Origin of the sequence: Arthrobacter sp. TS-15, from assembly GCF_006964045.1 — a bacterium.
Taxonomy (GTDB): domain Bacteria; phylum Actinomycetota; class Actinomycetes; order Actinomycetales; family Micrococcaceae; genus Arthrobacter.
Window position 1 is genome coordinate 1 of record NZ_SDXQ01000051.1, and the last position, 11968, is coordinate 11968.

Sequence of the window (11968 nt, forward strand, 5' to 3'; positions counted from 1 at the left end):
CCCCACCTCCGTGCGGAACTGGGTGGACGCGATCGACGACGGCGAGTTGCGGCACCGGGTCAGCGACACCACCGGGATTGCGCCGCAGAACTTCTCCGCCCACCTGACCGCCAACAGGCCCCCGCCCGCATTGGCGATCGCCACCTCACGCGCCGCCGGGGTGGGACCTGCGGGCGGGCTGGTGGCTGGTGGGCTGATTACGGAGGCCGAAGCCGGATGGCCGCCCAATTCCCGGCAGGAAGCGCTGGATAAGTTGTCACAGGGCAGACTGGTGACGTTGGCCGGCGAACGTCTTTTGGCGCTCGGCAAAACACTGCGCCGGCAGGAACAAGACCAGGAACGAACTGAACGAATTTGGGAGAACCTCGGATGACGGCTGTCCTGCCCTGGGTCACGCTGGTGGTGTGCCTGGCGATAACCCTGGCCCGGGTTCCCAGCGCGTTACGGGGTGAAAACCGCGAGGTTTTCTACATTTTTGCACTGATCTCTTTGAGCATCTTCATCAGCATCGAGGCCCCCTACCTGGTCATTGACGGGTGGTTGGGCGGGATGAACATCTGCAATCTTGTCCTCCGTTTCCTGCTGTACGGAACCTTCTACTTCATGGGCATCAAGATCGCCACGGCTTTCGGCTCACCCGCTGCCGTGAAAGCGATTCGAGGACCCCTCGGCATCACCGCCGCCATCCTTATAGGTGTTTTGACCATCTACTTCTTCCTCATCACGGATACAGAGGGATCATCGGCCGGTATGAGCGGCCTGCGCTGGGGGCCCTCATTGGAGGCTTACGCCTTCATGGGACGCCTCTACCCCGGCTTCGTTGCCGCCTGCCTGGTCCCCGCCATCTGGCGCACCGTAGTGAGCACGGCCCCAGTCCTGCTGCGGATCGCCTCGGCGGTGCTGCTGCTCGGCCTGTCGCTTCTCCTGCTGTCCCAGCTGTTCCCGCTGATACCGTTCTCCGAGGCGTGGTTGCGGGTTCTTATCAACTACTCAGCGGCCACTTTCACGGCCATTGGGCTTGCCGGTATTTGGGTCTCCAAGGCATTCGCCCGCCGGAAGACGCGACTTTCGGCGTAAGACTTTCACAAAACCATTAGATCGTGGCACAATCATGAATGTGTGAACGCGGCTTGCAGCCTGACACCGGAATCAGAGAACGGGTTTCCGGTGGATGTGGCGCCCACGTGATCACAATTGGGGGGATGAGTGGTGGCGGGCTGTTGGGGACCGCCCCCACTCAGCCTTTTTAACGCGCTTTTGCACGCCGCCGCCACCCCCGCCCCGGGCGGTGACTAAGATGGCTCCATGAACAGCCTTCGTACCCGCCGCTCTGTCCTCGCAGCAACCGTGGCCGCGGCCGCCCTTGCACTTTCCGCGTGCGGCGGAGGGTCCGCGCCCGCCCAGTCCGGTGGCGATACGTCCCTTTCCGACGTCAAATCCAAGGGCGAACTCGTGATCGCCACCGAAGGTACGTACCGTCCCTTCAGCTTCCACGCTGACGGCGCAGGCGAGCTCACAGGTTTTGATGTGGAGATCGCCCAGGCGGTGGCCGGGAAACTCGGGGTGAAGGCCACCTTCCAGGAGACCCAGTTTGACGGCATCTTTGCAGGTTTGGAGTCAAAGCGCTTTGACACCATCGCCAACCAGATCTCCATCAATGACGAACGCAAGGCCAAGTACGATTTCTCCACCCCGTACACCATCTCCACCGGTGTTGTGGTCACGAAGTCGGACAACAACAGCATCAACAGCTTTGCGGACCTCAAGGGCAAGACCACCGCGCAGTCACTGACCAGCAACTTCTACAAAATGGCCGTTGAAGCCGGTGCCAACGTCCAGGCAGTGGAAGGCTGGGCACAGTCCGCCACGCTGGTGCAGCAGGGACGCGTGGATGCCACTGTGAACGACAAGCTCACCTACTTGGACTACGCCAAGAACACGCCCGACTCCGGCCTGAAGGTGGCGGCAGAGGCCCCGGAGAAGACCGAGAGCGCCATGGTGTTCCGCAAGGGCTCCACGGAGCTCACTGCAGCTGTGGACAAGGCACTGGCCGATCTCCAGGCTGATGGCACGCTGGCTAAGATCTCGGAGAAGTACTTCGGCGCGGACGTCACCAAATAGATGAACTGGGACCTCATCTGGAGTTCCTTCGGTCCGCTGATCACCGGCGCGGTCACGGGGACCATTCCCCTCACGTTGGCCTCCTTCGCCATCGGCCTCGTCCTCGCACTGGTGGTTGCCCTGCTCCGGTTGAGCCCCAACATTATCCTGTCGGGCATCGGCCGTTTCTACGTCTCGGTCATCCGCGGCACCCCGTTGCTGGTGCAGCTCTTTGTGATTTTCTACGGGCTCCCCAGCATCGGAGTGAAGCTTGACCCCTGGCCCAGCGCCATCATCGCTTTCTCACTGAATGTGGGCGGGTACGCCGCGGAGATCATCCGTGCGGCCATCCTGTCCGTGCCGAAGGGCCAATGGGAAGCCGGCCACACCATTGGCATGTCCCGGCCGCAGGCACTGGTGCGGATCATCCTTCCCCAAGCGGCACGGGTGTCCGTTCCACCGTTGTCCAACACGTTCATTTCACTGGTGAAGGACACCTCCCTCGCCTCACTCATCCTGGTCACCGAACTGTTCCGCAACGCCCAGCAAATCGCTGCGTTCAGCCAGGAGTTCATGGCCCTTTACCTCCAGGCTGCCCTGGTTTACTGGGTCATTTGCCTGGTCCTTTCCACGGCCCAATCCGCGGTGGAAAAGAGATTGGACCGCTATGTCGCCCACTAACGAATCCCTACAGCAGCCGCCCGTCGCCTCAGTCCTGAAGGCGCGGAGCCTGGCCAAGGCCTTCGGAAGCAACGTCGTTTTGCGCGACATCGACATCGACATCCGGCGCGGTCAGGTAGTGGCACTGATCGGGCCATCGGGCTCGGGCAAGACCACGGTCCTGCGTTCCCTCAACGGCCTGGAAATTCCCGACGCCGGAACGGTCACCTTTGGAAGCGGCGATGCCTCAGCAGAGCTCGCCATAGACTTCGGCGCCAAGGTCGGGAAGAAGGAGGTGGCTGCCCTCCGGGACCGCAGTGCCATGGTCTTCCAGCATTACAACCTGTTCCCTCACATGACCGTGTTGAAGAACATCATTGAAGGCCCCGTCCAGGTACAAAAACGGCCGCGCGCTGAGGCCATTGCCGACGCCGAACGCCTTCTGGAGCGCGTTGGCCTGGCCGATAAACGCGACGCCTACCCCTTTGAGCTCTCCGGCGGTCAGCAGCAGCGCGTGGGGATCGTCCGGGCGTTGGCCCTCAAGCCCCAACTGCTCCTCTTCGATGAGCCCACCTCGGCGCTGGACCCCGAGCTCGTAGGGGATGTGCTGGGCGTCATCAAAGAACTCGCCGAAGAGGGCTGGACCATGGTGATCGTTACCCATGAGTTGGCCTTTGCCCAGCATGTGGCGGATGAGGTAATTTTCATGGACGGCGGCGTCGTGGTGGAACGCGGGCCGGCAGCTGAGGTGTTGCGGGAACCGCGGCAGGAGCGGACCAAGCTCTTCGTGAAGCGGCTCCAGCACGACGTCTAGGTTGTTAGCCAGGATTTGTCAGGTTTCGCAGGATCCAAGCAGTTCGCAAATATGGGGGATACATCCTTGGAAGAGACAGCCAGCGCGCCCGGCAGGGGTAGCTCCAAACGCACGGCAATCATTGCTGTTCTCCTCGTCGCGGCGTTGGTGGCCGTCGGGATTGGCACGTGGTTTGCCCTTTCCCGTCCGGCCGGAACAGACCGCGCAGACGTGCTCCGTTTGGACAAGCACCGCGTCATTGTGGACAACTCCATGAATCTGTACGATCCCCTCGTCCAACAGTTCTCCGGACGGTACTCGAACGCCATCTCCGAAAAAGCAGGACAGCCTGAAGAGGAGAAAGTCCTCAGCCTGGACCGTGAACGGATAGTACGCGAGTCCGCGGCAAACCGTGACCGGCTGGAGCAAATGTCAGAATCGCCGGCCCTGAAGGATCAAAAAGTCGCCGAATCCTTCAACCGCTTCAAGGATCAGTACACTGCGGTGATCGCGTACAACGATCAATTGCTGATCAACACTGCCAACATTTACCGGTCTGTAGGCGGTCCCTGCGCGGCCCTGCATTCATCGCTGAACGTGGCCAGCGAGTCCTACTCCGAGGACTATGTCAAGAGTGCAGATGAGTGCTTGGCAGCCCTTGGCACAGCCAAGGACGGCGCCGACGCCGAGACTACTACCCTGCTCACGGAGGTGGAGTCCGTCATCCGTGGACAGCGGGACAAGCAACAGGAAGTGCTCAACAGTAAGGACTCTTTGGAGCGCCTCGCGAAGAGCACCGTTGCCGCCGTTGCACTATTGGATATCAATGAGGCATTCGGCAAGGCGCAGGCAACTTATGAAACTGCCAGCAAAGACAAATACACAAAAATCATTGAAAATGCCAACAGCTCAAACACCGAATTGGAAGGCGTCCTTAAGAAGAGCCTTGAGCAATTCGATGCCGCGTCCGGTGAGGGGAAATAGCCATGACCATTGAGCCTGTTCGCAAGAAGCGCCACCCGGTCCTGATTGCCCTCACCCTCGCCGTCGTGCTGGCCTTGATTGCCTCGGCTGTGGTGATTTCCGTGAGCACCATGACCGCTCAGCAGCGCAGGGAAAGCCTGGTCCTCCTCAAGGATGAGCGCCTGACGGCACTCGATGAGGCCAGAGGCAAGATCCAGCCCGCCGTGAACACCTACCTGGCCGCGTACAAGAAGGCCCGCAATGCCCCCGCGTCACGTGAGGAAGCTGAGAAAGGCTCCGCCAAGGAACGGGACGACTTCCAGCAGGCCATCATCTCCGCCCGCACGGCCTTGAACGAAGTGCAGACCAGCGACACCGCCGGCGCAGAAGACAAAACGGTCTCCGGCGCAGTAGCTATGCTGGGCGATTCCTACCAGGCCTACCTCGACTCCATGGAAGGACTGGTGGAGTCCTACCCTCTGTTCGAAGGCCTCTTCAGGCAGGACGCCGGGTGCAGCGGACTCTTTGTGGGCTCCAAAGCAGCCAACCTCCGGGAACGCCAAACACTCCTGGCACAGGCAGCAGTCCAGTGCCGCGAAGCCGTAAACCAACTCAAACAATCGAAGAACGTGTCCTACGTAGAGTTTGCCCGCACACTGGACAACCAGATTGCCCAGTTGGAAACACATGCTGAAACAACGGCAAAGTCCGAGGAAAACTACAACGAATTTGTCCGGCTCAAGGACGAGTACGTCAAGAAGATCGATGACGCCACCGCCCGGAATGCCCCCGACGCGGAATACGCTACGATTGCCGACGAACTCAAAGCCCTCAACACCCGGATAAAAAACAACAGGTCAGAGTTCGACTTTGCAGCCAAGCGCTACGTCAACGGCGTGAGGGACATGCCCACCTTGGTTGAAAATGTGTTCACAAAAGACGTCGCAGACCAGATCAAACACCACGACGCCGTGATCCCCATCCGGGTGCAAGTGCTCAAAGATGCCCTCGACGCGGAACTGGCGGAGTAACCCAACAAACGCAGTAACTCCGCCAGCCACCTCAGCGGACGAGCCTGATCGTAACCAGCTGGAAGGGCCGGAGTACCAGTTTGACCTCGGGGCCTTCCTCCACGGTCACGCCGGGGGTTTCGGTGGTGCGCTCCAGCAGGTCTGTGGCCATCGCATCCGAGCTCTCAAAGTTGGCCCTCAAGGTTCCCGTTGAACGCTCCCCTAACGATTCATAGAGCCGGACAATAACGTCACCCGAGCCATCCTCGGCCAGCTTCACCGCTTCCACCACAATGGCAGGGTTGGACACGGAGAGCAGGGGTTCCACCGATTGTCCGCCTGTGACGAACCTCGGCTTCAGGTTGGTGCGGTAGCCCTCTTCCACGGCATCAGCGATCGCAGCACCGGGCCTGATGGACAACTCGAGCGTGTGTTCGCCCCGATCTGCTTCCGGGTCCGGGAAACGCGCCGAACGCAGCAGCGAGGTGCGGACCGTCGTCGTGGTTCCGCCATCGGCACGGACCGCCCGGGTGACGTCGTGCCCATAGCTGGAGGAGTTGCTCACTGCAACGCCGTAGCCGGGCTCGGCGACGTGGATCCAGCGGTGGGCGCAGATCTCGAACTTGGCAGCTTCCCAGGAAGTGTTGGTGTGCGTCGGGCGGAAGACATGGCCGAATTGGGTCTCCGACGCTGAACGGTCCGCCCTGACGTCCAGCGGGAACGCGATCTTGAGCATCTTTTCGCGTTCCTGCCAGTCCACCGTGGTGCTGATACCCAGCGACGCCGCACCGGCGTCGAGAGTCAGGCGCTGCGTGATGGTGGAGGCACCCACCGTGCGTTTGACCACTACGACGACGGCGTCCGCCGAACGCTCAACATCGATCGCATCCGCGTGCGTCAACGGGGTGACGTTACGGCGGTAGAACTCCTCGATGTCCCAGGCATCCCACTCGTTCGGGGTATCGCGGAACAGCTCCAGCAGGTTACCGGTGTGCCCGGGGGCGATGGCGTCCCTCCCGCTGGCGTGGTCCACCAGCGATGTCAGGAGTCCGTCACGGTTCAGGACGGCCCGGATGATGCCGTTGTCCAGGACGTAGGCGTCGTCGAACTCGTCCACCTGGACGCCGGACTCCGGTGCTGTGGCCTCGGCCGCCCCCAGTGCTGGGACGCCGTTGCGCTGATGCGGAGCGGCGTTCAGCAGGAACTGCTGATCACCCTCCCCCACCAAGGCGTGGGCGGCGTGGCTGATGATGCCCTCAAGGTCCCGGGCAATGGCTTCATAGTTCCGTTCACCGTCCTGGTGGACCCAGGCGATGGAGCTGCCGGGCAGGATGTCGTGGAATTGCTGGAGGAGGACCAGCCGCCAGAGTCGCTTGAGTTCGTCGGCGGGATAGGCGTAGGCCCCGCCCAGGCGGACGGCGGCCGTGGCGCACCAGAGCTCCGCTTCGCGAAGGAGATGTTCGCTCCGACGGTTGCCAAGCTTGGTCTTTGCCTGGCTGGTGTACGTGCCGCGGTGCATCTCCAGGTACATTTCACCCACCCAAACCGGCAGATTGGTGTACTCGGCCTCAGCTCGGATGAAGAAGTCCCGGGCTGCGCCCATCCGGACCTTCGGGGAGCCTTCCAAATCCGCCGTACGATGCGCAGCGGCGACCATTTCGCGAGTAGGTCCTCCACCGCCGTCGCCATAGCCGAACGGCACCAGTGACATGGTTCCTCGGCCGTGATCACGGTAATTGCGCTCTGCGTGGGCCAGTTCGCGTCCGTGCAGCTCAGCGTTGTACGTATCCACCGGCGGGAAGTGGGTAAACAGCCGGGTGCCGTCGATGCCTTCCCAGGCAAAGGTGTGGTGAGGCATCCTGTTGACTTTGTTCCAGGAAATCTTCTGGGTGAGGAACCACCGCGAGCCGGCTTCCTTGACGATCTGCGGGATGGCGCCGGAGTAACCGAAGGAATCGGGCAGCCAGGCTTCCTGGCACTCGACGTCGAACTCGTTGAGGAAGAAGCTCTTCCCTTCCACGAACTGGCGGGCCATGGCCTCGCCGCCTGGCATGTTGGTATCCGATTCCACCCACATGCCACCGACTGGAACGAACTGGCCGCCTTTTACCTTTTCCCTGATGCGCACAAAGAGCTCTGGGAAGAACTCCTTCATCCACGCCATTTGCTGGGCCGAAGAACAAGAGAACACGAAGTCGGGGTCCTCATCCATCAACGCCACCACGTTGGAGAAAGTGCGGGCACACTTACGGATGGTTTCGCGGACGGGCCACAGCCAGGCGGAGTCGATGTGCGCGTGGCCGGTAGCCAACAGTTCATGGGCCGAGGCATATGCGGGACGGCTTAGGACCTCGGCCAGCTCAGCACGGCCTGCGGCGGCGGTTCCGGCGACGTCGTCCGGGTCCATGACGTCCATCATGCGTTCAAGGGCGCGCAGGATCTCATGGCGACGCGGCATTTCCATGGGAAGTTCGTGCATCAGACCGCTGAGCGTCCAGACGTCCTGGTTGAGTTCCCACACGGTTTCGTTCAGTTCAGCGATGGCGATGCGGCCGAACCGGTACCGGGGCTCATCACCGGAGGTGGCTTTATCCCCCAGCAGGGTGGGGGCGAACGACCAACCCTGGGCGACGTCTGGATTGGCTGCGGCCTCCACGTAGAAATCCACGGATTGACCTCCACCCAGGAGCTTGAGCGGCACATGGTAATTCCGTGGCGAAATTGCTTTGATGATGCTTCCATCAGCGCGCCACGCCGTGCCTTCACACTGGAACCCGGGGACATCGCTGTTGAATCCAAGATCAACAATGATCTCCACCGTTGTGGACTCAGCCATGCCCCAGTCCTGCGGTACCTCACCCTGCAGGCGCAGCCATTTGGTGCTCCACGCCTTACCCCATGCAACGCCGGGTTCCTGCGGTGCATAGACCTGGCGCAGCGCCTCGGCGGCCGGCACGGGTTCGCCAGGCGCATCCCAGCTGCTCAGCTGAAGCGGGATCGCCCTGCCGTAAATGGCCGGAAGAATGCGTTCCCGAACAAATCGATCGAGACGCTGTTCAGTGATCCGGCGGTCGTCGTGCAATGAGTTCCCCTTTGGGCGTTCGCTGGGTAGTTAGCTTGGTTACCGCGACCCGGTAGTGCTGGGTGCGGACGGCGAATGTGGCATCGCCACGCTTCCAATCGATGGATAAAATCTACTTTGTTCCAGCTTAATAGCCAAGTGACTGTGGGCTATCACCAACGGGCAACGGGTCCGCTTCCGGGGCTTCGGCAACCACTCTGTCCCGTCCGGCGTACACATTGAGGCTGAGCCCACGGCTGAAGCCGGCCAAGGTGATTCCCGTTTCCTCCGCCAGTTCCGCCGCGAGGCTGGACGGCGCACTCACGGCGGCCAGCACAGGGATACCGGCCATGGCAGCTTTTTGGACGAGTTCGAACGAAGCCCTGCCGGACACCTGAAGCACCGTCCCTTTCAGCGGGAGCATACCGGCGCGCAAAGCCCAGCCCACCACCTTGTCCACGGCGTTGTGCCTGCCTACGTCCTCGCGGAGGCACAGCAACTCGGTGGTGCCGTCGTCGTGGATCCTGAAAAGTCCCGCGGCGTGAACGCCACCGGTCTTATCAAAAACAGCCTGTGCCTCGCGGAGGCGGTCCGGGAGTGCAGCCAAGGCCCGGACCGGGACTGTCACATTATCCTCGCGCGGGCTGTGGTGCGAAGACTTGCGGACGGCCTCGATGGAATCCGTACCGCAGATTCCGCACGAGCTGGAGGTGTACACATTGCGGCCGGTGTCGGGCCGTTCCACGTCCGGTCTGAGCTGGGCATCCACCACGTTGAAGGTCTGCACCCCGTTTTCGTCCTCCCCGGAGCAGAAGCGCTCCGAGATCAACTGTCCGGGCTCCCAGATGATCCCTTCGGACACCAGGAACCCCGCGACGAGATCGAAGTCGTCTCCGGGTGTTCGCATGGTCACGGAAAAGGACATCTCGCCCAAGCGGATCTCCAGCGGCTCCTCAACGGCCAGGACGTCTTCCTTGAACCGGACGGGATGCTCCAATGCCTGGGGCGAGCCGTCCAGGACAAATTTGTGCACCTTGCGGCGCTGGGTTACACGTCCCATATCAGGATCCGTTCTCCTCATGCTGGATAAAGCGCACGGTCATGGCTTTGTACCCGGGGGTGTTGGATTCCCGTGCCACCAGTTCGCGATGCACCAGGGCGTTGGCCTCCGGGAAATACGCTGCGGCACAGCCCTTGGCCGTGGGGTACCCGATCAGCCGGAACTTGTTGGCACGCCGTTCAGTTCCCGCGAAGGTGGAGATGACATCCACCAGGTCCCGGTCCTCGAAGCCAAGTTCCAACAGGTCCTCCGGGTGGACCAGGATTACACGACGCCCCTCCGAGACGCCGCGGTACCGGTCATCCAAACCGTAGAAGGTGGTGTTGTATTGATCGTGGCTGCGAACCGTCTGGAGAATCAGGTGGCCCGCCGGCGCTTCAAGGTACTCCAGGGGCCGCACGGAGAAACGTCCTTTGCCGATGTCCGTGGCGAAGGTGCGGGTATCGCGCGGCGGGTTGGGCAGGACGAAGCCATTCTTGGTTCGAACCCGGGCGTTGAAGTCCTCAAAGCCGGGGATGACGCGTGAGATGTGGTCCCGGATGACGTCGTAGTCCTCGGCCATGGCACGCCAGTCCACACTGTGGTTGTCCCCCAGCGTTGCTTGCGCCATGCGGGCCACGATCACCGGTTCGCTCAGCAGGTGCTCGGACACGGGCTCCAGCCGCCCCTGTGTTTTGTGGATGACGGACATGGAGTCCTCCACGGAGAGGAACTGTTTGCCCTTGGGGTGCTTGTCGTCTGTATCCGTCCGGCCCAGCGTGGGCAGGATCAGGGACGTTTTGCCGTGCACCACGTGGGCGCGGTTGGGCTTGGTGGAAATATGGACCGTCAGTCCGGCTTTCTTCAAGCCTTGCTCCAAGGCGGCCGTGTCCGAACCCGCGGCTGCGAAGTTTCCGCCCATGGAGACGAAAACATCCACCTCGCCCTTTTCCAGGGCGTGCTGGGTTTCCACGGAGTCATAGCCATGATCCCGTGGCATGTGGAAGCCGAATTCGGAATCCAGCGCGGCAAGGAAGGATTCCTTGGGTTTCTCCCAGATGCCCATGGTGCGGTCGCCTTGGACGTTCGAGTGGCCCCGCACGGGGCAGGCACCGGCTCCACGTTTGCCGAAGTTGCCCTGGAGCAGAAGGAGGTTAATGATCTCCCGGAGTGTATCCACCGAGTGCGGCTGCTGGGTCAAACCAAGGGCCCAGCAGATGATGGTTGCCTTCGAGGCCGCCAACATCGAAGCCGCCTTGGTAATCTCCCCCCGGCTCAGCCCTGTTGCCCGCTCCGTTTCGTCCCAGTCCAGAACCGAACGGGCTTCCTGGTAGGCGGCGAAACCTTCGGTCTGCCCGGCTATGAAGGAATGGTCGACGACCGTCCCCGGGTTCCGTTTCTCCTCCTCCAGGAGCAGGTGGCCGAGCGCCTGGAAGAGGGCGAGGTCGCCGCCTACCTTGATCTGCAGGAACTCATCGGCAATGGTGGTCCCACCGCCAATCATGCCGTTGAGGGACTGGGGGTCCTTGAAGTTCAGGAGGCCGGCTTCGGGAAGCGGGTTGACCGCAATGATTTTGCCGCCGTTGTTCTTGCAGTCGCGGAGGGCGGAGAGCATGCGCGGATGGTTGGTTCCAGGGTTTTGGCCCACTACCAGGACCAGCTCCGCGTGGTGGATGTCCTCCAACGACACAGTGCCTTTTCCGATCCCGATGGTGGGGTTGAGGGCACTACCGGATGACTCATGGCACATGTTGGAGCAGTCGGGGAGGTTGTTGGTTCCGAGGCTTCGGGCAAACAGCTGGTACATGAACGCGGTCTCGTTGGCCGTCCTGCCGGAGGTGTAGAACACGCACTTATCCGGGGTTGTGGCGTTGATGTGTTCGCCGATCAAGGCAAAGGCGTCGGCCCATGTGATGGCCGAATAGTGAGTGTCACCCGGTTTGATGACCACAGGCTCGGACAATCTTCCCTGGCTCCCCAGCCAGTACTCTGTTTTGTCTTCAAGTTCTGCCAGGGAATGCCTGGCCCAGAATTCGGCACCGACTGTCCTGGTGGTGCTCTCTTCGGCGATCGCCTTGGCACCGTTTTCGCAAAACTCTGCGGGACTGCGTTTGCCCGTGATTGATTCCGGCCACGCACAGCCCGGACAATCGAACCCGTCATGCTGGTTGACCCTGAGCATGGAACGAACCGTGCGGCCCACGCCGGCCTGGGCATAACCTCGTTCGAGGGCAACCGTGACAGCTTTGAGGCCTGCCGCGGCTTGTTTGGGCGGGTGGATCTGCAGGTCATCTTCATTGATGTCCTGTTCGGGAGCATGCCTGTTCATGTGTCCATCATTG

General features: G+C 61.6%; 9 protein-coding genes and 1 pseudogene. 7 read left to right on the plus strand and 3 right to left on the minus strand.

Going from position 1 to position 11968, the window contains the following annotated elements; translation table 11 throughout:
* The 7 genes and pseudogenes from EU811_RS20125 to EU811_RS20155 all read left to right on the plus strand — a co-directional run.
* Positions 1 to 373: pseudogene (locus tag EU811_RS20125) on the plus strand (hypothetical protein); the annotation flags it as partial.
* A complete protein-coding gene (locus EU811_RS20130; protein ID WP_142940072.1) occupies positions 370 to 1077 on the plus strand; it encodes a hypothetical protein in 708 nt (235 codons plus the stop codon). The pseudogene EU811_RS20125 and the gene EU811_RS20130, both read left to right, overlap by 4 nt.
* Positions 1078 to 1305: 228 nt before the next feature.
* Positions 1306 to 2121 (plus strand): amino acid ABC transporter substrate-binding protein, encoded by an 816-nt coding sequence (locus tag EU811_RS20135; protein ID WP_142940073.1) that lies wholly within the window; start codon positions 1306 to 1308, stop codon positions 2119 to 2121.
* Positions 2122 to 2781 carry an amino acid ABC transporter permease gene (locus tag EU811_RS20140; protein WP_142940074.1) on the plus strand — a complete coding sequence of 220 codons (660 nt, stop codon included), beginning with the start codon at positions 2122 to 2124 and terminating at the stop codon, positions 2779 to 2781. It begins immediately after the preceding gene.
* Entirely contained in the window at positions 2768 to 3574 is an 807-nt protein-coding gene (locus EU811_RS20145; RefSeq protein ID WP_142940075.1) for an amino acid ABC transporter ATP-binding protein, read from the plus strand. Before EU811_RS20140 ends, EU811_RS20145 begins: the two co-directional genes overlap by 14 nt.
* Before the next feature lie 51 nt (positions 3575 to 3625).
* Positions 3626 to 4537: a hypothetical protein gene (locus EU811_RS20150; protein WP_142940076.1), complete on the plus strand. Its 912-nt coding sequence runs from the start codon at positions 3626 to 3628 to the stop codon at positions 4535 to 4537.
* Positions 4538 to 4539: 2 nt separating this feature from the next.
* Positions 4540 to 5547, plus strand: coding sequence for a hypothetical protein (locus EU811_RS20155; protein WP_142940077.1), 1008 nt, complete (start codon positions 4540 to 4542; stop codon positions 5545 to 5547).
* A 31-nt stretch (positions 5548 to 5578) separates the two neighbouring features.
* On the opposite strand, the gene EU811_RS20160 is transcribed toward EU811_RS20155, so the two are convergent.
* The 3 genes from EU811_RS20160 to EU811_RS20170 all read right to left on the minus strand — a co-directional run bounded on the left by EU811_RS20160 (position 5579) and on the right by EU811_RS20170 (position 11955).
* Positions 5579 to 8608 (minus strand): alpha-mannosidase, encoded by a 3030-nt coding sequence (locus tag EU811_RS20160; RefSeq protein WP_142940078.1) that lies wholly within the window; start codon positions 8606 to 8608, stop codon positions 5579 to 5581.
* Positions 8609 to 8735: 127 nt separating this feature from the next.
* Complete coding sequence (gene fdhD / locus EU811_RS20165; RefSeq protein WP_142940079.1) at positions 8736 to 9647, minus strand: formate dehydrogenase accessory sulfurtransferase FdhD; 912 nt, start codon at positions 9645 to 9647, stop codon at positions 8736 to 8738.
* A 1-nt stretch (position 9648) separates the two neighbouring features.
* On the minus strand, positions 9649 to 11955 hold the full coding sequence (locus tag EU811_RS20170) for an FdhF/YdeP family oxidoreductase (RefSeq protein WP_187697271.1): 2307 nt from the start codon (positions 11953 to 11955) through the stop codon (positions 9649 to 9651).
* Positions 11956 to 11968 lie beyond the last annotated feature (13 nt).

Bases quoted from the DNA above. Each gene is read 5' to 3' on its own strand.
- EU811_RS20150 (WP_142940076.1), top strand. From the start codon at position 3,626: ATGGGGGATACATCCTTGGAAGAGACAGCCAGCGCGCCCGGCAGGGGT.
- EU811_RS20145 (WP_142940075.1), top strand. From the start codon at position 2,768: ATGTCGCCCACTAACGAATCCCTACAGCAGCCGCCCGTCGCCTCAGTC.
- fdhD (WP_142940079.1), bottom strand. From the start codon at position 9,647: ATGGGACGTGTAACCCAGCGCCGCAAGGTGCACAAATTTGTCCTGGAC.
- EU811_RS20155 (WP_142940077.1), top strand. From the start codon at position 4,540: ATGACCATTGAGCCTGTTCGCAAGAAGCGCCACCCGGTCCTGATTGCC.
- EU811_RS20130 (WP_142940072.1), top strand. From the start codon at position 370: ATGACGGCTGTCCTGCCCTGGGTCACGCTGGTGGTGTGCCTGGCGATA.
- EU811_RS20140 (WP_142940074.1), top strand. From the start codon at position 2,122: ATGAACTGGGACCTCATCTGGAGTTCCTTCGGTCCGCTGATCACCGGC.
- EU811_RS20170 (WP_187697271.1), bottom strand. From the start codon at position 11,955: ATGAACAGGCATGCTCCCGAACAGGACATCAATGAAGATGACCTGCAG.
- EU811_RS20135 (WP_142940073.1), top strand. From the start codon at position 1,306: ATGAACAGCCTTCGTACCCGCCGCTCTGTCCTCGCAGCAACCGTGGCC.